A 21,176-nucleotide genomic window follows, 5' to 3' on the forward strand; every position below is an offset into this window, starting at 1 on the left:
GAGTCTCGCGTCAAGACGCCGCGATTGGCAGCGCGTCGGATCGCGGATAGAGCGTGTCGCATGGATCACGCAGATGTCCTTATCCTGGGTGGCGGGCTGGTAGGCGCCACGCTTGCGCTCGCGCTGGATCGCCACGGCCTGACGACGATCGTCGTCGATCCGGCGGATCCCGCCGTCACGCTTGCCGCCGGTTTCGATGGACGCGCCTCGGCGATCGCCAGCGCGAGCCACCGGATGCTGGAGGCGATCGGCGTGGCAGATGGGCTGGCCGGGCACGGCTGCGAGATAAGGCATATCCGCGTGAGCGACGGGCTTGCGCCGGGGAAGCTCGATTTCATCCCCGATCCGGATGATGGCGCGCTCGGCACGATGTACGAAAACAGGCGGTTGCGGCTGGCGCTGGGCGAGGCACTTGGCCGGTCGTCGGTCGATCTGCGGATGAAGACGCGGGCCGTCAGCGTGGAGCGTGGGCCACGCGGCGTCACCGCGACACTGTCGTCTGGCGAGACGGTGACGGCATCGCTGCTGGTTGCGGCGGAAGGGCGCAATTCGCCTATCCGTGCAGCGGCGGGGATCGATGTCGCGCACTGGCATTACGATCACACCGCGATCATTTCAGCCTTCCGCCACGAACGATCGCACGAGGATACCGCCTACGAGATTTTCTATCCGGCCGGTCCGTTCGCGTTGCTGCCGCTGGTCGATGACGAGATCGGGCACCGTTCCGCGATCGTCTGGACGGTGAAGCGGGCGGATGCGCCCGCGATGCTGAAGCTTGGCGAACGGGCGTTTCTGGCGGAGGCGCAGAAGCGGATGGGCGGATTCCTCGGCGAACTTTCCGCCGCGGCCGCGCGCTCCAGCTATCCGCTCGGCTTTCACCACGCGGCGAGGATCACCGGAGAGCGGCTTGCGCTGGTCGGCGATGCCGCGCACGGGATTCATCCGATCGCCGGGCAGGGTCTCAATCTGGGCTTCCGCGATGTCGCCGCGCTGGCCGAGGTGCTGGTCGAGGGACGGCGGCTGGGGCTGGAGGCAGGCGATGCGCAATTGCTCGATCGCTATCAGCGCTGGCGCAGCCTCGATACGCTGATGGTAGCCGGGGCTACCGACGCTTTGAACCGGCTGTTCGGCATCCCGGGCCGCGCCGCGAGCGCCATCCGGCGGTTCGGGATCTCCGCAGTGGACCGCATCCCGCCCCTGAAGGCGCGCTTCATGGCTGAGGCGCGCGGCGAGAGCGGGGCGCTGCCCAAGCTGTTGCAGGGGCTGAACATCTAGGCGTTGGCGTCAAGCCGCCAACGGGAAGCGCAACAGGCGGTTCTCGACCGGCACCAGCGCTTCGCCCCGATCGCCCAGTGCGCGCGCGATCGCACTGTGCGTCGCGTCCAGCCCGCCGGTAAGTGCCCCAAATGCGGGCAGCACGATCTTGCGGTGGCTCGCGACGAAGCAGCGCCGCGATACCAGCCGGCCGCGCACGCGAATGCGCAAGCGGGGATGGAAATGCCCGGAAAGTTCCGGGCGCTGGTCGGCGGGATCGGCCTCGTGGCGTAGCAGCAGGCCGTCGACCATCGCTTCTGCGAGGATTTCGCCGCCACGGCGCTCGGCGTGGACTGGATCGTGATTGCCGGTGATCCAGATCCAGCGCGTGCGGGCCATCAGCCCCGCCAACATCTCACGCGCGCCTTCCGTAAGCCGTTCGCCGCCCGTGACGTCATGAAAGCTGTCGCCCAGGCACCAGATCTCTCGCGCATCGGTCGCGGTGGCGAGCGCGGTGAGATCGGTGAGTGTGGCGATCGAATCATAAGGCGGCAGCATCTGCCCGGCGCGCGCGAAGGAGCTCGCCTTTTCCAGATGAAGGTCCGCCACCAGCAGCGCCTTGCGCGCCGGCCAGAACAGCGCGCCTTCCTGCAGCGCGATCAGGTTGTGGCCGGCGAACGAAAAGGGAACCATTGCGCTGCCATGCCGGAAGCGCGCGGCCTGATCAACTAGCCGCCATATGCCTTGACGAGATCGAACAGATAATCGCGGCCCTGATAGAGTGCGGAGACACGAATCCGCTCGTCCAGCCCGTGAATGCCGTTCAGATCCTGCTCCACCAGAATGCCCGGCGCGCCATAGACGGGCATGCCGATCTTGCCGAAGAACACGGCGTCGGTCGCGCCTGTGGACATCATCGGTACAAGCGGGATTCCGGCAAAATATTTTTCTCCCAGCGCCTTCATCGGGCCAACGATCTTCGGATCGAGCTTCGGCGGAACGGCGATCGGGCGGACGGGCTGATTGGCGGTGACGGTCACCTTCGGGCCGGCAAGCTCCTGAAGCTTGGCGAGCGTGCCGTCGACCGTTTCGCCAGGAAAGATGCGGCAGTTTACGTTGGCGGTGGCGCGCTGCGGCAGCGCGTTTTCGGCGTGCCCCGCATTGACGAGCGTTGCTACGCATGTGGTGCGCAATGTCGAATGCAGCACCTTGTCGCGGCTGACGATCGCATCGGCCTGTTTGTCCGTCGGGTTCGCGAGCAGCCGGTTGATCGCCGCCGCTACCGGCGCGGGCACCGCCTTCGTCGTCGCCGCGAAGAAGGCGCGGGTGGTGTCGGTGAACTTCACCGGAAAATCATATCCCTGAACGGCCTTGAGCGCGTCATCCAGTTCGTAGATCGCATTTTCCGGGGTCGGCGCGGAGCTGTGGCCGCCAGGATTCGTGGCGACGAATGTGAAATTCTGCGCCGCCTTCTCGCCTACCTGTACCGCCAGCACCTGTGGCTTGCCATTGGCGTCGAAGCGGCCGCCGCCGCCCTCGTTCAGCGCGAATTCGCCGCTCACCAGCTCCGGTCGGTTGGCGGTCAGCCAGTCGGCGCCGTTGAAGGCGTAGGTGGTTTCCTCGCCACAGGTCAGCGCCAGCTTGATCGTGCGCTTGGGGCGATAATTCTGTTGCTTGAAGCGGATCATCGCATCCGCCCACACCGCCGCCATCGCCTTGTCGTCCACGGTGCCGCGCGCATAATAAAAGCCGTTTTCTTCGACGAGCTTGAACGGATCGCGTTTCCAGTCCTCGCGCTTGGCGGCCACCACGTCGATATGGCCGAGCAGCAGCATCGGCTTGGCCCTGGCATCCGATCCTTTGAGGATGGCGACCACGCCGCCGTCGTCGGGATGTTCGGGCACGGAGAATTGGGTGATGTCGGCATCGGTATAGCCCGCCGCCTTAAGCCGTGTGGCGATCTGCGCGGCGGCCTTGGTGCAACTGCCTACACCGACCACCGTATTGGTTTCGACCAGTTCCTTGTAGAGCGAGAAGAACGCCTTCTGGTCCGGGCGCACCTGCGCTTCGGCGATGGCAGGGGCGAGCCCCAGCACGGCAATTCCGGCCAACAGCACAGCCCGCATTCAATTTCTCCCTGCGACGATCACGCGCGGATCGTTGCAGCGAAAGTCGCGTGGCGCAACTGCTTCAGCTCGACAGCGCATTCCTGGGCATGATGAACCGCACTTCGCGATTGGCGAAATCGATGTTGATCCGGCGAAACAGCTTGAGCGCGTCCATTCCCAGCATCAGCGCCGGCCGGTTTTCCAGGCCAAAGGCCTTGAAGGGCGGCGCTTCGTTTTCCGCATAGGCGATTGGCATGTCGTTGATCGTCATCGACCCGAGCTTGATCGTATTGAGCGCGGTGTAGTTCACGGTCACCGCCTCGCCCGTCACGCCCGTCAGCGTGATCGGCACGCCCTTCTTGCCGCGCCGCATGACTGCGCGTTCGAGCGCGCGATTGCCCATCGTCACTGCGGATCCGGTATCCAGGATCACGCGTACTTTCTCGCGCCCGACATAGGCCTCGGTCACGACCAGTTGGCCGAACAGGTTGCGCGCCTTGACGACGATCTCGTCCGGCTCATGCCGATCGGAGGATGCCCGTCGCCGCGACGGCGATACGAGCATCGACCCTTTCTCGAAATCGATCGCCAGCGCATGGCCCTGAAGCGAATCGATCCCAAGCATCCCGGGCGCGCCGAGAAAGCGCCCCTCGAACGCTGGCGCCTCGATCCGCTCGCTGCCAAGCGCGCCGACCGTGATGGAGGGAATGACGACGGTCGCAACCTCGCTCACGCCGGTCATCGCCGTCACGCGCACGATCGGCCCGGCCGACAGCCGCAGCGAGCCCGCCAGTTCGCGGCTGACGACAGTGCGCTGCGCGCCCGTATCGATGATGAAGCGATATGGCCCCGCCCCGGAGATGTGGACGGGCACCGTCATCCGCTCCCCATTGGCGCCGAACGCCAGCAGGTCTCCCAGCGGCGGGTTGGGGTCCGTGGCGGGCGGAACAGCCGGGGCTGGTTGCTGCACCGGGGATTGCGCAGCAAGAAGCAGCAGCAACGGCATGGCGAGCACGCGTTTCATGGTGCGGAGGGTGCGCCCGAATCGGGCCTTTCGCAAGCGAAATCACTCCGCCCGCATCGCGTCCTGCGCCAGTGCCTCCGCCTCCAGCAAAAGCGCGTCGTCGGCGAGCCCCGTCGCCACGCGTTCGCGCCCGATCAGCACCAGCACCGGCACCGCCAACGGCGACACGCGCGGGAGGTCGACATGCAGCATCGTGCCGGCCGCGCGATCCAGCAGGTCCGCCAGGCGTCCCACGTCGGTCATCCGCGCGCGTGCGTCCGCCCATGCCGCCTCGAGCAGCACATGCCCCGGCTCGTAACGGCGCAGCACATCATAGATCAGATCGGTGGAGAAGGTGACCTGCTTGCCCGTCTTGCGCTTGCCCGGGTGTTGCCGCTCCACCAGCCCCCCGATAACCGCAACTTCGCGAAAGGCGCGCTTCAGCAGATGCGACTGCTGCACCCACTCGACGAATTCCTGTTCGAGGATATCGGGCGAGAACAGCGCGGCGGGATCGGTGACTGGATCGAGCGAATAGCAGGCCAGCGCATAATCCGATGCGACGAAGCCGAGCGGCTTCAGCCCCTGCGTTTCCATCCGGCGTGTGATGAGCATGCCGAGCGACTGATGCGCATTCCACCCCTCGAAACTATAGACGACCATGTAATGTCGCCCCTCGCGCGGGAATGTCTCGACCAGCAGCTGGTCAGGCCGCGGCAGCGCGGAACGACGCTCCTGCATTTCCAGCCATATACGCACGTCATCGGGAAAGCGCTTCCACTCGTCGGGCGACGCGAGGAAGGTGCGGACGCGATCGGCAAGGTTGGTGGAGAGCGGCATGCGGCTGCCGCCATAGGTGGGGATGCGCGCAGGGCGCGCGGTAGCGCGGACGATCAGATCCTCGCCGTCGATCTTCTCCACCTCCAGGCTCATCCCCGCGAAGAAGAAGGTATCGCCCGGAGACAGCGTCGCGGCGAAGCCCTCTTCCACCTTGCCCAGCGCGCGGCCGTTCCTGAAGCGCACGCGGAGCATCATCGCCTCCACGATGATCCCGGCATTCAGGCGATGTTGCGCGATGAACTTCGGGTGGCTCACGCGCCACGGCCCGTCCGGTTCCTTCACCAGGCGGCGGAAGCGGTCATAAGCGCGCAGCGAATAGCCGCCGTCGCTGATGAAGCCGATCACGCGCGCGAACGTTTGCGCATCGAGCGCCGAATAGGGCAGCGCCGATCGCACCTCGTCCAGCAGCGCCGCCTCGTCGAACGGCGCGGCGCAGGCGCAGGCCATCACATGCTGCGCCAGCACATCGAGCGCGCCGGCACGAAACGGCTCACCGTCCAGCTCGCCGGCTTCCACGGCGTCGAGCGCCGCGCGCGCCTCCAGATATTCGAATCGGTTGCCGGGCACGAGGATGGCTTCGGACGGCTCGTCGAGCCGATGATTGCTGCGCCCGATCCGCTGCAACAATCGCGACGATCCCTTGGGGGCGCCCATCTGGATCACGCAATCGACATCACCCCAGTCGACTCCCAGATCGAGGCTGGCGGTGGCGACCAGCGCGCGCAGCCGCCCGGCCGCCATCGCGCCCTCCACTTTCTGTCGAGCCTCCTTGTCAAGGCTGCCGTGGTGGATGCCGATCGGAAGCTGGAGCGCGTTCTCCTTCCACAGATCCTGAAAAATCAGCTCGGCCAGGCTGCGCGTGTTGCAAAAGACGATCGTCGTCCTGTGCGTCTCGATCTCGGCCATCACCTGCCGTGCGGCGTAGCGGCCCGAATGGCCGGCCCATGGCACTTTGTCCTCCGGCAGCAGGATCGCGATATCGGGATCGACGCCGGGATCGCCCTTCACGAGGCTCACCGCCTCAATATCGCCATCGGGGGCGAGCCAGGCGCGGTAATCGTCGGGATCGGCGACGGTGGCGGAAAGCGCGACGCGGCGGCATGCGGGCGCGATCCGCTGGAGCCTCGCCATCGCCAGTGCGAGCAGATCGCCGCGCTTGCCGCTGGCGAAGGCGTGCACCTCGTCGACCACGATCGTCTTCAGGCTGGCGAACATCAGGAAGCTGTCGGGATAGGAGAGCAGCAGCGAGAGCGATTCGGGCGTCGTCAGCAATATCTGCGGCGGCCGGATGCGCTGGCGCGCCTTGCGATCGGAAGGCGTGTCGCCGGTGCGGGTCTCGACGCGGATATCAAGCCCCATCTCGTCGATCGGGGTGACGAGGTTGCGCGCTATATCCACCGCCAGCGCCTTCAACGGCGAGACATAGAGCGTGTGCAGTCCATCGGTCGGCCGTTCGATCAGCTCGGTCAGCGTCGGCAGGAAACCTGCCAGGGTCTTTCCCGCCCCGGTCGCCGCGACGAGCAGCGCGTGGCGGCCGGCGCGCGCTTCGGCCAGCATCGCGCGCTGATGGCGGCGCGGCTGCCAGCCGCGTTCTGCGAACCAGGCGGCGAGCACGGCGGGAAGTTGCGGGTCGTCGGCCACTGCCGGCCAATATGGGGTGTCCCTGCGGGGTTACACCAGCTCGTCCACTTCGCCGCGCGCGATAGCTGGGGCAATCCACGGCAACGCCGCTCCGCCGGCCGCCCGTTCCGCCATCTTGCGCTGCTCGCGAACCTCCAGCCCCGGCGTGAACAACAGGGTCGGGGTGTTGCGGAACTTGTTCGGCGGCATATCGACGAACAGGCGGAACTCGCGGTTGAGATGCGAGGCATCGTAAAAGCGTAATGCCGCCTCATCGTCCTCGCTTGGGGCGGAAAGGCCGCGCAGCGACGCCGCCATGTCAAGAAAACGGCTGCGGCGCAGAACGGTCTTCGGAGGATGGCCGAAGTGTGCGCGGACATGCCGGTCGAGGCGGCGCGGAATCATTCCCAGCTCGCTGGCGATATCGGCAACCGTGCGCGACGGATCCAGTCTGCTGATCGCCTCGAACCGTTCCAGCGCGGGATCGATCGTGATGCGCCGCTCCATTATCCGCTCGCGGGTGACCTGCTCGAGCCGGTCGAACGTCTGTTCCGTTTGGTAGATATCCTCACAGGCCCACCGGAGCGCCTCGCCCCAGGCGCCGTCGATCTCCTCCAGCCGGTCTGCGATGTGATGCGCGGGCGCGTCCGAAAACGCGAACCACCCCGCAGGACGCAATAAAAATCCGGCTGCGACCATGGGCCCGGCGCATCGCACCGGGAAGCGTCGCCGCTGCGCCCCGAAGATCATCGGCCCTTCATAGCCGACCCAGCGCCCGCCGACCTGCGTCTCCCAATGGCCGATCACGGGAACGCGGATATAGGCGTTCTCGTGGAGCAGGAAGCTTTCCAGCACCGAATCATCCGGACGCTCGATGATGACGAGGAAGAATCGGGCCACGAATCGCGATAGATCGCCAGGCGGCGTGCGGCTCAGCGACAGGGGATTCCCGTCGTGCGATGTCCCTGTTCGCGGGTTCAGCCCCATGCGAATCAATCTATTGTTATTTTGGCGCTGCCGCAAACTATCTTGCGCAAACTGCTAATAGGCCGTCTCGCCTATAACATTGCCGGGCGGCAGATAGCGGCACACCACGAAATCGTCCGTCCGGTTTGACGCCATGGCGCATCCCATCCGCCGGGTCGTCCGCCACACGATCTGACTGTAGTGCGAGGCATCCTGCCAGCGGCCGGTGCGGCTGAAGCCCGGCGTCGGCGCATTCACATATACCTGACGTTCGGCAAGCCAGTGGCCGAGCATCTCGTCATAGCGATAGGCGGCGCGGGTGCCCGTCCACAGATTCTCTCCCTGCCGCGCCGGCCCCTGCGGTTGTTCGGCGTGGGCGAAGCGGCGTGTCTGCGCCATCTCGCGGGCGTAGGCGCGCGCCGAAGCGACGAGATCGTCGTCCCATGTCAGCCGCGGCAACCCAAGCGCCGCGCGCTCGGCATTCTGTCCGTCGAGCATCGTATCGCGCAGCAGCGCCGCGCCGCGTGGGGCGGGTGCATCGGACAGGCGTGGCTCGACGACGCGCCGCGGCCCGTGATCGCAGGCGGCGAGCACAAGCGCGAGCAGCAGGCAAATCGCGAAACGGTGGCCTTTGGCTGGCATCGTCGCCATATCGGCGCCCAAATGGCCGACGACAACTCCCTCGCGCTCTACGTCCACTGGCCGTTCTGCGTTTCGAAATGCCCGTATTGCGATTTCAACAGCCATGTCCGCGCCCAGGTGGATCAGGCGCATTGGCGCGCGGCGCTGCTTGCGGATCTCGCGCATGAAGCGCGCGCCCTGCCGGGGCGGCGCGTGTCTTCGATCTTCTTTGGCGGCGGCACCCCCTCGCTGATGCCGCCCGAGACGGTGGCGGCGGTGATCGGTGCGGCGGAGGCGGCGTGGGGCTTTGCCGATGGCGTGGAGATCACGCTTGAGGCCAATCCTTCCTCGGTGGAGGCGGCGCGCTTCGGCGATATCGCGGCGGCAGGCGTCAATCGAGTGTCACTGGGGCTGCAGGCGCTGGACGATGAAGCGCTGCGCTTTCTCGGGCGCGCGCATGATGCCGAGGAGGGGATGCGCGCGCTGGATACCGCGCAGCGAGCGTTCTCACGGGTCAGTTTCGATCTGATCTATGCGCGGCCGGGGCAGGCGTCGGGCGAGTGGGAGCGCGAGCTTTCGCGGGCGCTTGCATTCGGCACCGAGCATCTGTCGCTGTATCAGCTCACGATCGAGCCGGGCACGCGCTTCGCGACTGAGGCGGCGGCGGGACGACTGGCGATTCCCGACGGCGATGCGGCCGCCGATCTCTACGAGCTGACCCGCGCCCTGACGACCGGGGCGGGGCTGCCTCCCTATGAGATATCCAATCACGCGCGCGTCGGGGCTGAAAGCCGTCATAACCTCGCTTACTGGCGGTATCGCGATTATGCGGGGATCGGGCCGGGCGCGCATGGTCGCCGGCTCGGCCAGGCGACGCAGCGGCGGCGCAAGCCGGAGAACTGGCTCGCCGCGATCGGGCGCAACGGCCACGGTATCGAGGTGGAGGAAGCCTTGCCGCCCGCGATCCAGGCGCAGGAGGCGTTGCTGATGGGCCTGCGGCTGGGCGAGGGCGTCGATGTCGCGCGCATCGCACGGCTCGGCAACCGGCCGATCGCCGAGCTGATCGATCTCGCGGCGGTCGCGCGGCTGGGCGACATGGTGCGACTGGATGGGGAGCGGCTGGCCGTGCGCCCCGCCGGCATGCTGCTGCTCGATGCGATCCTGCCCGCGATCGTGCGGGCAGGTGGGGCATAGCGCTACCGGTCGAAGCTGGTCGGGGCCGGCGATACCACGATGGTCGAGCCGTCCCTGATCTCCTGCACCTCCAGCGCTCGCTCCGCGACGCCGTCGCGGCCGAATCGGAAGGCGCCATCGATCCCGGCATAGCCCTCGCCCGAGCGAAGCCGCGATTCGGGGAAGGGCGCGCCGACGCGCCAGTCCCGCGCGATCCGCGCGGTCAGCAGCACCGCATCATAGCCCAGGCTGGACAGGCGATAGGGTGCCGCGCCGAAGCGCGCGCGATATTTGGTCACATATTGTCGATAGAAACCGTTCGAGACGCTTGCGAACCACGCGCCGTTGAGCGCCTCGCGGCCGCCGCCATTGTCCGAATTCCACAATTCGCTGCCCAAGATGCGCGCCGAGGGGCTCGATCTGCGCACCAGCGGTGCGCCCGCCGCCGCGGCCCCGCTGCTGTCGGCGATCAGCACGCCGTCGAACGGTGCGTCCTTCGCCATGCGGCCGACCGCCGCGGCCATCGCCGCGCCCGACCGGTCATAGGTCTGCAGCGACACGACCTTGCCGCCACCATTCTCCACCGCACGCAGGAAGGTGGTCGAGGCGCGCGTGCCGTACAGCGAATTGGGGATCAGCCCGCCGAAATTGGTGACGCCGCGGCTGCGCGCAAATGCGACGACCCGCTCGATCGACTGCGCGGGCGCGTACCCCATCAGATAGACGCCGTCACCAGCCACCGACGCATCGTTCGAGAACGACAGCACCGGGATCTTCGCCGCCCGCGCGATCGGCGCGATGGCGCGCACGTCCTCCGCGAGCAACGGGCCGAGGATGAGCTGCGCACCCTCCGCAATCGCCCGGCGCGCGGCGGCGGCGGCGCCGATCGCCGTGTCGTAATTGGTGATCCGCACCTTGTCGTTGCGTGAATCGAGCAGCGCGAGCTGCGTCGCGTTGGCGAGGCTCTTGCCCACCCCGGCATTCGCGCCCGACAGCGGCACGAGCAGCGCGACGCGATTGCGCGCGGTGTCGCGCGGCAGACCGGTCTGCACCTCGGCTTCCGATACGGTCGGGGGCTTCACCGCCTCCGGCGCAGGGGCCGGGCCGCGCGGCACGATCGTCTGGCACGCGCCGAGCAGCAGTGCGCCGGCGAGTGCCGTCAACCGGAATATGCCGCGTGCCCGTTGCCGGACGGTCATCGCTTCTGCCATGAGACCCCTCGTGAATTCCCTAGAACCCGGCCTGTACATCGTCGCGACCCCGATCGGCAATCTTGCTGACCTGTCGCCGCGCGCTGCGCAGGTGCTGGCGCACGCCGACCTGATCGCGGTGGAGGATACCCGCGTCACCGCGACCTTGCTGCGACATATCGGTGCGAAGCGGCCGATGCAGGCCTATCACGATCACAATGCCGATGCGGTGCGCCCCGGCCTGGTCGCACGGATGGCGCGGGAGGCGATCGCGCTGGTTTCCGATGCGGGGACGCCGCTGATCTCCGATCCCGGCTACAAGCTGGTGCGCGATGCGCGCGCGGCGGGGCATCAGGTGGTGACGATCCCCGGTCCGTGCGCCGCGATCGCCGCGCTCACGCTGGCTGGCTTGCCGACCGACCGCTTCCTGTTCATGGGTTTCCTGCCCGCCAAGGCGGGGGCGCGTGCGGCCGCGATCGCGGAAGTGGCGGCGATCCGCGCGACGCTGGTATTCTATGAAAGCGGCCCGCGGCTGTCCGGCGCGCTCACGGCGCTGGCGGAAGGGCTGGGCGACCGCGACGCGGCGGTGACACGTGAGATCACCAAGAAATTCGAGGAAGCGGTGACGGGCACGCTGACGACGCTCGCCGCGCGCTATGCCGATGCGCCGCCCAAGGGCGAGATCGTCATCGTCGTCGGCCCGCCCGGCGAGGCGCCTCCCGCCAGTGCGGAAGATGGCGACGCCGCCCTGGCCGAAGCGCTCACCCGCTTGCCCGCCTCGAAAGCGGCGGGCGAAGTCGCGAGGCGGCTCGGGCTGGATCGCAAGGCGCTGTACGCGCGGGCGCTGGAGATGAAGGGTTGAGTGACCGCCGCATGGCCGAGGCCGCCGGGCGGCGCGGGGAGCGGCTGGCGGCATGGTGGCTTCGGCTCAAGGGCTGGCGGGTGGTGGCGCAGCGGGTGCGCACGCCGGCGGGCGAGGTGGATCTGGTGGCGAAGCGCGCGGGCCTCGTCGCCTTCGTCGAGGTGAAGACGCGCCGCACCGCCGCCGATCTCGATTTCGCGATCGATCAGCGCAGGCTCGCCCGCGTCGCGGCGGCAGCCGAGCTGCTGATGCCCGTCTATGCCACCGGGGGCGAGGATATCCGTGTCGACGTGATCCTGCTCGCGCCCGGCGAGCGGCCCCGGCATATCGAAAACGCCTGGATCGGGTGACTTCTTCGGCGCCGCCCCCTAAATCCGCTCGCACCACATTGGGATGACCGCATGACCCTCACCGTCGCCGTCCAGATGGACCCGCTGGAATCGATCAACATCGCCGGCGATTCGAGCTTCGCGCTGATGCTGTCGGCGCAGGCGCGCGGGCATCGCCTGTTTCATTACGCCGCGAGCGATCTCAACTGGTCCGACGGGCATCTGTGGACCAAGGCGCGCCCGGTGACGGTGCAGCGCGTCGTGGGCGATCATTACCGGTTCGGCGATCCCGTGCGGCTCGATCTGGGCGATGACGCCGATGTCGTGCTGATGCGGCAGGATCCTCCGTTCGATCTGGGCTATATCACCGCCACCCACCTGCTGGAGCGGATCGCGGACCGCACGCTGGTGGTCAATGATCCGGTGAGCGTGCGCAACGCGCCCGAGAAAGTGTTCGTGCTCGATTATGCCCGGTTCATGCCGCCGACGCTCGTCACGCGCTCGCTGGATGAGGCGCGTGCCTTCCTGAAGCGGCATGGCGCGATCGTGGTGAAGCCGCTGCACGGCAACGGCGGCAAGGCGATCTTCCGCGTCGGGCCGGAAGGGGAGAATCTGTCGGCGCTGATGGAAGTTTTCAACACGGCGTGGCGCGAACCCCACATGATCCAGGCGTTCCTCCCCGACGTGGCGAAGGGCGACAAGCGCATCGTGCTGGTCGATGGCGAGGTCGCGGGCGCGATCAACCGGCTGCCGGGCGAGGGGGAGTTCCGCAGCAATCTCGCCGTCGGCGGATCGGCGCAGAAAACCGAGCTGACCGCCAGGGAGCGCGAAATCTGCGCCGCGCTTGGCCCGGAACTCAAGAAGCGCGGGCTGATCTTCGTCGGCATCGACGTGATCGGCGGCGAGTGGCTGACCGAGATCAACGTCACCTCGCCCACCGGGATCGTGGCGATCGAGCGGTTCGACGGCACCGATGTCGCCGGCCTGATCTGGGACGCGGTGGAGCGCAGGCTCGCGCACGCAAGCGCGCTTTAGGCGAAGCGGCTACCCGCGCGGATGCGCGTTGCGGTAGACTTCGAGCAGATGCGCCGCGTCCACCGCCGTATAAATCTGCGTCGAACTCAGGCTCGCATGCCCCAGCAGTTCTTGTAGCGCGCGCAGGTCCGCGCCGCGGCCCAGCAGATGCGTCGCGAAGCTGTGGCGCAGCGCGTGCGGGGTGGTCCGCTCGGATAGGCCCAGCCGCCGCCGCGCGACGCGCACGCCGACCCGCACGACCCCGGGGGAAAGCGCGCCGCCCCGCACACCCCGGAACAGCGGCAGATCGCGCGCGAGTGGCCACGGGCATTGCGCGACATAGGCGTCGATCGCCGCGCGCACCTGCGGCAGCAGCGGCACGATCCGCGTCTTCTCGCGCTTGCCGGTGACGGCGATGGTCTCCCCCAGCGGGATCGCCGCGCCGGTCAGCCCCACCGCCTCGCCGATGCGTAGCCCGGCGCCGTAGAGCAGCAGCAGCACCGCCCAGTCGCGCGCGCCGACCCATTCGTGCCGCGCGTCCTCCGCCACTTCCTCGGCCAGCGACACCGCCTCGTCGGGCGAGATGGGGCGCGGCACCCCGCGCTTGACGCGCGGTCCCTTGAGGCGCGGGGCCGCACCCTCGCCATTCGCCCAGTCAAGGAAACCGCGCACCGCGGAAAGCTCCCGTGCGGTCGAGGTGTTCGACAGCCCGTCGGCGCGGCGCTGTGCGAGATACGCGCGCAGGTCCGCCGCGCTCACCCGTGCGAGCGCGGTGCGATCGACCGGGCCGCCCCAATGTTGCGCGAGAAACGCGAGCAGCCGGTTGGCGGTCGCCTCATAGGCGCGCACCGTGTGGGCCGAGCGGCGGCGGTCGCGCCGCAGGTGTGCGCCATAATCGGGAACGAGCGCGGTCATCGCGCGTGGGTTAGGGCCGATCGGCGTTCTGGTCCAGCGGCGGCCTTTGCACCTGCGGCGTCGCCACGCCATATGGCGGCCATGTCATCCCGTGCCCGCGTCCTGGTGCTCAATGCCGCGCTCGGCCCGCTCGATTATCGCGTTCCGCAGGGGATGGCGGTCGAGCCGGGCTCGATCGTCGTCGCGCCACTGGGGCCGCGCCAGCTCCTTGGCGTGGTGTGGGAGCCTGAGCGGATGCCGTCCGATGCGGAGGTGGGGGACAACCGGCTGCGCAATCTGATCGCGGTGGCCGATGCTCCGCCGCTGCGCGCGCCGCTGCGCCGGCTGATCGAATGGACCGCGGGCTATTACCTCTCCCCCCCCGCCGCCGTAGCCCGCATGGCGCTTGCTTCCACCGCTGCGCTGGAGGGGCAAAAGCTCGTGGTCGAATATCGCGCGACCGGGGATGTGCCGGATCGCCTTACACCGCAGCGGGCACAGGCATTGGAACGGATCGGCGACCGGCAGGGCTTGATCCGCGAGCTGGCGACGATCGCGGATGTATCCGATGGCGTGATCCGGGGGCTGGTGAAGACCGGTGCGATCGAGGGGGTGGAGGTCGATATCGACAGCCCTTACGCTTCACCTGATCCGGATCACGCGCCCCCCGCCTTGGCCGCCGAGCAACAGGTCGCGGCGGATGCGCTGATCGCGGACGTTCGTGCGCACGATTTCCGCCCCACGCTGCTCGATGGCGTGACCGGTTCGGGCAAGACCGAGGTCTATTTCGAGGCGGTGGCGGAGGCGATACGGGCCGGGCGGCAATGCCTTGTGTTGCTGCCCGAAATCGCGCTGACCGAACCATTCCTGAAACGCTTCCACGATCGCTTCGGTTGCGAGCCGGTGGCGTGGCATTCCGGTTTGCGCTCCTCGCAACGGCGGCGCGCGTGGCGCGCGATCGTGTCCGGCCACGCATCCGTGACGGTGGGCGCGCGTTCCGCGCTGTTCCTGCCCTATGCCAATCTCGGGCTGATCGTGGTGGACGAGGCGCATGAGACGAGCTTCAAGCAGGAGGACGGCGTTCATTATCACGCTCGCGATGTGGCGGTGATGCGCGGCAAGTTCGAGCGGTGCCCGGTAATCCTTGCTTCTGCCACGCCTGCGATCGAGACGCGACAACAGGTCGCGCTAGGCAACTATGCGGAGCTGAAGCTTCCCGGACGCTATGGCGCAGCCGAACTGCCGACGATCGAGGCTCTCGACCTAATCGAACACAAGCCTGATCGCGGGCGCTGGCTCGCCCCGCCGTTGGTGAAAGCGCTCGAGGAAGCGCTTGGGCGCGGCGAGCAGTCTCTGCTGTTCCTGAACCGGCGCGGCTATGCCCCGCTCACGTTGTGCCGCACCTGCGGGCATCGCTTCCAATGCCCAAATTGCACGGCCTGGATGGTCGAGCACCGGCTGACGCGGCGGCTCGCCTGCCATCATTGCGGGCATGTCGAGCCGGTGCCGCGGGTTTGCCCGGAGTGCAAGGAGGAGGATACGCTCGTCGCCTGCGGGCCCGGTGTGGAGCGGATCGCCGATGAGGTGACAGGGCTGTTTCCCGGCGCGCGAGTGGCGGTCGTCACGTCCGACACGATGTGGTCTCCCGCCAAGGCGGCCGAGTTCGTCAACCGCATGGAGGCGGGGGATATCGATATCGTCGTCGGCACCCAGCTTGTGACGAAGGGTTATCACTTTCCTAATCTGACATTGGTGGGCGTGGTGGACGCCGATCTCGGGCTGGAAGGCGGCGATCTGCGCGCGGCGGAGCGCACCTTTCAGCAGATTCGGCAAGTTTCCGGGCGTGCCGGGCGGGGGGAGAAGCCCGGTCACGTCTATATCCAGACGCATAGCCCGAAGGCACAGGTGATGCAGGCGCTGGTGACGGGGGATGCTGACGCTTTCTACGCCGCCGAAACTGAAGCGCGGCGAGAGGCCGGGGCGCCTCCGTTCGGGCGGTATGCCGCGATCGTTGTGTCGAGCGAGGATCAACAAGCCGCGCACGAGATCGCCCGCCTCATCGAACGCGCCGCGCCCGCGGTGGAGGGGATTCATGTCTATGGCCCCGCGCCAGCACCGCTGGCGATGCTACGCGGGCGGCATCGCTATCGCCTGCTCGTACACGCGAAGCGAACGCTGGACGTGCAGGACGTGATACGGGAATGGCTTGGTGGGCTGGAATGGCCAGCGAAGGTCAGAGTCGTGGTGGACGTGGATCCGTACAGCTTTCTTTAAACACGCGTTTCGTCATCCGCTTGGCGCCCGATGAGGGCGTTTTCACGCTAAAAGACGCCCGGATCGTTACCGTGAGCAGAACACCGGGTGAACGAAGAGAAAACGATCAATTTCCTGGTCGAAGGGAATGTCGCCTGTTTTCGCCGGCCGGAATTCTCTGACGATCTTGTGACATATGACGTGATGCCACCGGTCGTCGCTGCTCGCCTCATAGATGTCGCATTTCCCAGCATTGCCAACGAACTTTACGTCAGCAAGATAACGGTGATGAATCCGATATCCAGCAGGTGGAAAGAAATTAGGACTGCCCGCGGGTTGCGACGCGCATTGGTATTGCTGGATGTAGCATATCTTGTCCAAGCAACCCTGTTGCCCAGTAGCGCGGATCAGCCGGGCATCGATTTACAGTCGATTTCCGCGAATTTTTTTCGCCGAATGTGAAAGCACATCTGGGCTTGACCGATTTCCCAGCATTACTATCGCTGCCCCCGCCCGCTGCATTGCCAAGATCGCGCCTGATAGGCACTGGCTCGATCGATCTTGGCTGGGTTCTGTCCGACACAGGCAAAGGCACGCGGGGGCAGTTTGCTAGACTTTTCATGAACGACGGGGAAATTGATTTCGCCCGACAAGATCGTTTGATGCGTGCGAGCTAAACTCGAGAGCCGCACGTCGGTCGACTATCTGTATCTGCGCTAGAGAATTTGTCCTGTCAGATGCGGATCCATCGCCAGAACAGCATATGCCGTGCGACTGTCGTCAAACTCAGTCAGCATGCTCCGCCAGCACCGTCAGGCCTTTGGCGTTAACCTCCGCGAAGCCGCCACGGATAGCGATTGCCTCGGGAGCGCTGCCGGCGGACCGCTGCAGCAACAGCTCGCCGTCGCGGATCGTGGACATCAGCGGCGCATGCCCCTCAAGCACCGCGAAGTCACCTTCGGAGCCGGGCACGGTGACCATATAGACATCCTCGGAGCGGACCAGCCGCTCGGGGGTAACCAGTTCGAAGTGCAGCATCTTGTCTTCCTTAACCCCTCCCCGCGCGGGGAGGGGGTGGGCAGGCCCGGGTGGCTTACGCCTCCTGCGCCAGCTTCTCGGCCTTGGCGACGACCTCGTCGATCCCGCCAACCATGTAGAAGGCGTTCTCCGGCAGGTGGTCATACTCGCCGCTCACCACCGCCTTGAACGAGCGGACGGTATCCTCAAGCTGCACGAACTTGCCCGGGATGTTGGTGAATACCTCGGCGACGTGGAACGGCTGGCTGAGGAACTTCTGGATCTTGCGCGCCCGGCTGACCGTGAGCTTATCCTCTTCGGAAAGCTCGTCCATGCCGAGGATGGCGATGATGTCCTGCAGCGACTTGTACTTCTGCAGCGTCGCCTGCACTGCGCGGGCGGTTTCGTAATGCTCCTGGCCGACAACGCGCGGTTCCAGCACGCGCGAGGACGAATCGAGCGGATCGACCGCCGGATAGATGCCAAGCTCGGAGATCGCGCGGTTGAGCACGGTCGTCGCGTCAAGATGGGCGAACGACGTGGCCGGCGCCGGGTCGGTCATGTCATCGGCCGGCACGTACACCGCCTGCACCGAGGTGATCGAGCCCTTGTTGGTGGAGGTGATGCGCTCCTGCAGCGCCCCCATGTCGGTCGACAGCGTCGGCTGATAGCCCACAGCCGACGGGATACGGCCGAGCAGCGCCGACACTTCAGCACCCGCCTGGGTGAAGCGGAAGATATTATCGACGAAGAACAGCACGTCCTGTCCTTCGACATCGCGGAAGTATTCCGCGATCGTGAGGCCCGAAAGCGCGACACGCGCACGCGCGCCCGGCGGCTCGTTCATCTGGCCGAACACCAGCGCGACCTTCGAGCCCTCGCTCGTCGGATTGCCGTCGGCATCCTTGGCGATGACGCCTGCATCGAGGAACTCATGATACAGATCGTTGCCCTCGCGGGTGCGCTCGCCGACGCCCGCGAACACCGAGGTGCCGCCATGGCCCTTGGCGATGTTGTTGATGAGTTCCTGGATGAGCACCGTCTTGCCGACGCCCGCGCCGCCGAACAGACCGATCTTGCCGCCCTTTGCGTAAGGCGCGAGCAGATCGATCACCTTGATGCCGGTGACGAGGATCGAGCTTTCGGTCGACTGATCGACGAACAGCGGTGCTTCCGCGTGGATCGGCGCGTGATGCGCGGAATTGACCGGGCCGCGCTCGTCGATCGGCTCGCCGATCACGTTGAGGATGCGACCGAGCGTCGCCGGGCCGACCGGCACGGTGATCTGTGCACCGGTATCGGTCACGGTCTGGCCGCGCGTCAGACCCTCGGTGGAGTCCATCGCGATCGTGCGGACGGTATTCTCGCCCAAATGCTGCGCAACTTCGAGCACCAGCCGCTGCCCGTTGTTGCTGGTTTCCAGCGCCGACAGGATCGCGGGCAGGTTATTGTCGAAATGCACGTCGACGACGGCGCCAATCACCTGGCTGATGCGGCCGACGCTATTGGTGCCCGTTGCAGGGCGGTTTTCGAGGACGGTAGCCATGTTCTGCTTCCTGCTTGTCGATGCTTAGAGCGCTTCCGCGCCGGAGATGATTTCCACCAGTTCGGTCGTGATCGCGGCCTGGCGGGCGCGGTTATACTGGATGCTGAGCCGTTTGATCATATCGCCGGCATTGCGGGTCGCATTGTCCATCGCGGTCATGCGGCTGCCCTGTTCCGATGCGGCATTTTCCAGCAGCGCGCGGAAGATCTGCACCGCCACGTTGCGCGGCAGCAGATCGGCGAGGATCGATTCCTCGTCCGGCTCATAGGTTACGGCCGCACCGCCATCATTGGCGCTTTCGATGCTGGCGGGCACCGGGACGGGAATGATCGGGATGCCGGTCGGTTCCTGCACCAGCGCAGACTGAAACTTGGCAAAGAACAGGTGCGCGACGTCGAATTCACCCGCCTCGAAACGGCGGATCAGATCATCGGCGATCACCCGCGCGTCGTCGAAAGCGACGGTCTTGATCGCGCCCATCTCATGATCCGCGGCGATGCCGTTCGGGTAGAAGCGCCGAAGCACGCGGCCTTTCTTGCCGGCGATATAGAAGCGCACCGTCTTGCCGGCGGCCTCCAGCTCGACTGCCTTGCGGCGCGCGGCGCGGACGATATTGGTGTTGAATGCACCGGCCAGGCCGCGCTCGGATGTCGCGACCACCAGCAGGTGAACCTGATCCCTGCCCGTGCCGGCGAGGAGCTTCGGTGACGATTCGCTTACCGTCACCTTGCTGGCGAGCGACGCCATCACCGCGCCCAGCCGCTCGGCATACGGGCGGCCCTGTACGGCGGCTTCCTGCGCACGGCGCAGCTTCGCGGCGGCGACCATCTTCATCGCCTTGGTGATCTTCTGCGTCGACTTCACCGAGCCGATGCGGATCTTGAGGGCCTTCAGACTAGCCATCTTCTTCCTTCATCCGCCCCCGCCGCAGCGGGAGCCAAGGCAATCAGTTTCAAGCGAACGTCTTGGCGAATGCGTCGAGCGCTTCCTTGACTTTCGCCTTCGGGCCGTCACCGAGATCGCGACTGTCGCGAATTTCAGCCAGCACGCCGGCATGCGCGTCACGCATGTGCGCGAGCATCGCCGCCTCGTACCGAACGACATCCTGCACCGCGACGTTGTCAAGATAGCCGTTGGTGCCAGCGAAGATCGACACGGTCTGCTCTTCGAACGGCAGCGGGCTGAACTGTGGCTGCTTGAGCAGTTCGGTCAGGCGCGCGCCGCGGTTCAGCAGGCGCTGCGTCGAGGCATCGAGATCCGAGCCGAACTGCGCGAATGCGGCCATCTCGCGATACTGCGCCAGCTCCAGCTTGATCGAGCCCGATACCTTCTTCATCGCCTTGGTCTGCGCGGCCGAGCCGACGCGACTGACCGACAGGCCGACGTTGATCGCCGGGCGAATGCCCGCGAAGAACAGATCGGTTTCGAGGAAGATCTGGCCGTCGGTGATCGAGATCACGTTGGTCGGGATGTACGCCGACACGTCGCCAGCCTGCGTTTCGATGATGGGCAGCGCGGTAAGCGAGCCGTTGCCGTTCGCGTCGTTCATCTTCGCCGCGCGCTCCAGCAGGCGCGAGTGGAGATAGAAGACGTCGCCCGGATAGGCTTCGCGACCCGGCGGACGACGCAGCAGCAGCGACATCTGGCGATAGGCCACCGCCTGCTTCGAAAGATCGTCATACACGATCACGGCATGCATGCCGTTGTCGCGGAAATACTCGCCCATCGCGCAGCCGGTATAGGGCGCGAGGAACTGCAGCGGCGCCGGCTCCGACGCGGTCGCGGCGACCACGATCGAATATTCCATCGCGCCATTTTCTTCGAGCTGGCGGACGATCTGCGCGACGGTCGAGCGCTTCTGCCCGATCGCGACATAGATGCAGTAGAGCTTCTTCGCTTCGTCGTCGCTCTTGTTCGGGCCCTTCTGGTTGATGAAGGTGTCGATCGCGACGGCGGTCTTGCCGGTCTGGCGATCGCCGATGATGAGCTCGCGCTGGCCACGCCCGACGGGCACGAGCGCGTCGATCGCCTTCAGACCGGTCTGCACCGGCTCATTGACCGACTTGCGCGGGATGATGCCGGGCGCCTTGACCTCGACACGGCGGCGCTCCGTCGATTCGATCGGGCCCTTGCCGTCGATCGGATTGCCAAGACCATCGACCACGCGGCCGAGCAGACCCTTGCCGACGGGCACGTCAACGATCGTGCCGGTGCGCTTGACGATATCGCCTTCCTTGATCTCCGAATCGGTGCCGAAGATCACGACGCCGACATTGTCGGCCTCAAGGTTGAGCGCCATGCCCTGCACGCCATTGGCGAATTCGACCATCTCGCCCGCCTGGACATTATCCAGGCCATAGATGCGCGCGATGCCATCACCGACGCTCAGCACCTGGCCGGTCTCGCTGACCTGTGCCTCGGTGCCGAAATTGGCGATCTGGTCCTTGATGACCTTCGAGATTTCTGCGGCGCGGATATCCATTACG

General features: G+C 66.4%; 19 protein-coding genes. 7 read left to right on the top strand and 12 right to left on the bottom strand.

All coding sequences use genetic code 11. The features are described from left to right. Positions 1 to 60 precede the first annotated feature (60 nt). Entirely contained in the window at positions 61 to 1,275 is a 1,215-nt protein-coding gene (locus tag FFS35_RS10220) for a UbiH/UbiF/VisC/COQ6 family ubiquinone biosynthesis hydroxylase (RefSeq protein ID WP_137786982.1), read from the top strand. Between the two features lie 9 nt (positions 1,276 to 1,284). Here the strand turns inward: FFS35_RS10220 and pdeM are convergent, their stop codons facing one another. The 6 genes from pdeM to FFS35_RS10250 form a co-directional block, all read right to left on the bottom strand. After that, positions 1,285 to 1,947 (bottom strand): ligase-associated DNA damage response endonuclease PdeM, encoded by a 663-nt coding sequence (gene pdeM, locus FFS35_RS10225; protein WP_137786983.1) that lies wholly within the window; start codon positions 1,945 to 1,947, stop codon positions 1,285 to 1,287. Between the two features lie 35 nt (positions 1,948 to 1,982). Continuing rightward, complete coding sequence (locus FFS35_RS10230; protein WP_137786984.1) at positions 1,983 to 3,380, bottom strand: M20/M25/M40 family metallo-hydrolase; 1,398 nt, start codon at positions 3,378 to 3,380, stop codon at positions 1,983 to 1,985. Positions 3,381 to 3,444: 64 nt separating this feature from the next. Beyond that, a complete protein-coding gene (locus tag FFS35_RS10235; protein WP_137786985.1) occupies positions 3,445 to 4,386 on the bottom strand; it encodes an aspartyl protease family protein in 942 nt (313 codons plus the stop codon). A 42-nt stretch (positions 4,387 to 4,428) separates the two neighbouring features. Next, complete coding sequence (locus tag FFS35_RS10240) at positions 4,429 to 6,846, bottom strand: ligase-associated DNA damage response DEXH box helicase (RefSeq protein WP_137786986.1); 2,418 nt, start codon at positions 6,844 to 6,846, stop codon at positions 4,429 to 4,431. A 30-nt stretch (positions 6,847 to 6,876) separates the two neighbouring features. Beyond that, complete coding sequence (locus FFS35_RS10245) at positions 6,877 to 7,725, bottom strand: AraC family transcriptional regulator (RefSeq protein ID WP_171007589.1); 849 nt, start codon at positions 7,723 to 7,725, stop codon at positions 6,877 to 6,879. Positions 7,726 to 7,866: 141 nt separating this feature from the next. Next, the gene (locus FFS35_RS10250; RefSeq protein WP_137786988.1) at positions 7,867 to 8,442 is read right to left on the bottom strand and encodes a CAP domain-containing protein; all 576 of its coding nucleotides are present in this window, start codon (positions 8,440 to 8,442) and stop codon (positions 7,867 to 7,869) included. A gap of 12 nt (positions 8,443 to 8,454) precedes the next feature. Between FFS35_RS10250 and hemW the strand changes: the two genes are divergently transcribed. Continuing rightward, positions 8,455 to 9,606, top strand: coding sequence for a radical SAM family heme chaperone HemW (gene hemW, locus FFS35_RS10255; RefSeq protein ID WP_137786989.1), 1,152 nt, complete (start codon positions 8,455 to 8,457; stop codon positions 9,604 to 9,606). A gap of 2 nt (positions 9,607 to 9,608) precedes the next feature. On the opposite strand, the gene FFS35_RS10260 is transcribed toward hemW, so the two are convergent. Continuing rightward, positions 9,609 to 10,796, bottom strand: coding sequence for a penicillin-binding protein activator (locus FFS35_RS10260; RefSeq protein WP_137786990.1), 1,188 nt, complete (start codon positions 10,794 to 10,796; stop codon positions 9,609 to 9,611). On the opposite strand from FFS35_RS10260, the gene rsmI reads away from it, so the two are divergent. From rsmI to gshB, 3 genes are read left to right on the top strand one after another with little or no spacing between them, the layout of a single operon-like run. Beyond that, positions 10,795 to 11,637: a 16S rRNA (cytidine(1402)-2'-O)-methyltransferase gene (rsmI, locus tag FFS35_RS10265; RefSeq protein ID WP_137786991.1), complete on the top strand. Its 843-nt coding sequence runs from the start codon at positions 10,795 to 10,797 to the stop codon at positions 11,635 to 11,637. The genes FFS35_RS10260 and rsmI overlap by 2 nt on opposite strands. A gap of 11 nt (positions 11,638 to 11,648) precedes the next feature. After that, positions 11,649 to 11,987, top strand: a complete 339-nt coding sequence (locus FFS35_RS10270) for a YraN family protein (RefSeq protein WP_171007593.1) — start codon at positions 11,649 to 11,651, stop codon at positions 11,985 to 11,987. A gap of 51 nt (positions 11,988 to 12,038) precedes the next feature. Then, positions 12,039 to 13,001 (top strand): glutathione synthase, encoded by a 963-nt coding sequence (gene gshB / locus FFS35_RS10275; RefSeq protein WP_137786993.1) that lies wholly within the window; start codon positions 12,039 to 12,041, stop codon positions 12,999 to 13,001. 9 nt (positions 13,002 to 13,010) lie between these two features. On the opposite strand, the gene FFS35_RS10280 is transcribed toward gshB, so the two are convergent. Then, positions 13,011 to 13,895, bottom strand: coding sequence for a tyrosine recombinase XerC (locus tag FFS35_RS10280; protein ID WP_137786994.1), 885 nt, complete (start codon positions 13,893 to 13,895; stop codon positions 13,011 to 13,013). Between the two features lie 81 nt (positions 13,896 to 13,976). On the opposite strand from FFS35_RS10280, the gene FFS35_RS10285 reads away from it, so the two are divergent. Both FFS35_RS10285 and cas5 read left to right on the top strand, forming a co-directional pair. Beyond that, the gene (locus FFS35_RS10285) at positions 13,977 to 16,148 is read left to right on the top strand and encodes a primosomal protein N' (protein ID WP_137786995.1); all 2,172 of its coding nucleotides are present in this window, start codon (positions 13,977 to 13,979) and stop codon (positions 16,146 to 16,148) included. An 87-nt stretch (positions 16,149 to 16,235) separates the two neighbouring features. Continuing rightward, positions 16,236 to 16,589: a CRISPR-associated protein Cas5 gene (gene cas5, locus FFS35_RS10290; protein WP_137786996.1), complete on the top strand. Its 354-nt coding sequence runs from the start codon at positions 16,236 to 16,238 to the stop codon at positions 16,587 to 16,589. 324 nt (positions 16,590 to 16,913) lie between these two features. Here the strand turns inward: cas5 and FFS35_RS10295 are convergent, their stop codons facing one another. The 4 genes from FFS35_RS10295 to atpA are packed head-to-tail and all read right to left on the bottom strand — an operon-like array spanning position 16,914 to position 21,172. Then, a complete protein-coding gene (locus tag FFS35_RS10295) occupies positions 16,914 to 17,165 on the bottom strand; it encodes an ATP synthase F1 subunit epsilon (protein WP_137786997.1) in 252 nt (83 codons plus the stop codon). Between the two features lie 55 nt (positions 17,166 to 17,220). Then, positions 17,221 to 18,690, bottom strand: coding sequence for a F0F1 ATP synthase subunit beta (gene atpD, locus FFS35_RS10300; RefSeq protein ID WP_137786998.1), 1,470 nt, complete (start codon positions 18,688 to 18,690; stop codon positions 17,221 to 17,223). A gap of 24 nt (positions 18,691 to 18,714) precedes the next feature. After that, on the bottom strand, positions 18,715 to 19,593 hold the full coding sequence (locus FFS35_RS10305; RefSeq protein ID WP_137786999.1) for a F0F1 ATP synthase subunit gamma: 879 nt from the start codon (positions 19,591 to 19,593) through the stop codon (positions 18,715 to 18,717). A 49-nt stretch (positions 19,594 to 19,642) separates the two neighbouring features. Continuing rightward, the gene (gene atpA / locus FFS35_RS10310) at positions 19,643 to 21,172 is read right to left on the bottom strand and encodes a F0F1 ATP synthase subunit alpha (protein WP_137787000.1); all 1,530 of its coding nucleotides are present in this window, start codon (positions 21,170 to 21,172) and stop codon (positions 19,643 to 19,645) included. Positions 21,173 to 21,176: the final 4 nt, after the last annotated feature.

It is taken from the genome of Sphingomonas sp. 3P27F8, assembly GCF_005502745.1.
Lineage (GTDB): Bacteria > Pseudomonadota > Alphaproteobacteria > Sphingomonadales > Sphingomonadaceae > Sphingomonas.

Bases quoted from the DNA above. Each gene is read 5' to 3' on its own strand.
- FFS35_RS10220 (WP_137786982.1), top strand. From the start codon at position 61: ATGGATCACGCAGATGTCCTTATCCTGGGTGGCGGGCTGGTAGGCGCC.
- pdeM (WP_137786983.1), bottom strand. From the start codon at position 1,947: ATGGTTCCCTTTTCGTTCGCCGGCCACAACCTGATCGCGCTGCAGGAA.
- FFS35_RS10230 (WP_137786984.1), bottom strand. From the start codon at position 3,380: ATGCGGGCTGTGCTGTTGGCCGGAATTGCCGTGCTGGGGCTCGCCCCT.
- FFS35_RS10235 (WP_137786985.1), bottom strand. From the start codon at position 4,386: ATGAAACGCGTGCTCGCCATGCCGTTGCTGCTGCTTCTTGCTGCGCAA.
- FFS35_RS10250 (WP_137786988.1), bottom strand. From the start codon at position 8,442: ATGGCGACGATGCCAGCCAAAGGCCACCGTTTCGCGATTTGCCTGCTG.
- hemW (WP_137786989.1), top strand. From the start codon at position 8,455: ATGGCCGACGACAACTCCCTCGCGCTCTACGTCCACTGGCCGTTCTGC.
- rsmI (WP_137786991.1), top strand. From the start codon at position 10,795: ATGAGACCCCTCGTGAATTCCCTAGAACCCGGCCTGTACATCGTCGCG.
- FFS35_RS10260 (WP_137786990.1), bottom strand. From the start codon at position 10,796: ATGGCAGAAGCGATGACCGTCCGGCAACGGGCACGCGGCATATTCCGG.
- FFS35_RS10270 (WP_171007593.1), top strand. From the start codon at position 11,649: ATGGCCGAGGCCGCCGGGCGGCGCGGGGAGCGGCTGGCGGCATGGTGG.
- gshB (WP_137786993.1), top strand. From the start codon at position 12,039: ATGACCCTCACCGTCGCCGTCCAGATGGACCCGCTGGAATCGATCAAC.
- FFS35_RS10280 (WP_137786994.1), bottom strand. From the start codon at position 13,895: ATGACCGCGCTCGTTCCCGATTATGGCGCACACCTGCGGCGCGACCGC.
- FFS35_RS10285 (WP_137786995.1), top strand. From the start codon at position 13,977: ATGTCATCCCGTGCCCGCGTCCTGGTGCTCAATGCCGCGCTCGGCCCG.
- FFS35_RS10295 (WP_137786997.1), bottom strand. From the start codon at position 17,165: ATGCTGCACTTCGAACTGGTTACCCCCGAGCGGCTGGTCCGCTCCGAG.
- atpD (WP_137786998.1), bottom strand. From the start codon at position 18,690: ATGGCTACCGTCCTCGAAAACCGCCCTGCAACGGGCACCAATAGCGTC.
- FFS35_RS10305 (WP_137786999.1), bottom strand. From the start codon at position 19,593: ATGGCTAGTCTGAAGGCCCTCAAGATCCGCATCGGCTCGGTGAAGTCG.
- atpA (WP_137787000.1), bottom strand. From the start codon at position 21,172: ATGGATATCCGCGCCGCAGAAATCTCGAAGGTCATCAAGGACCAGATC.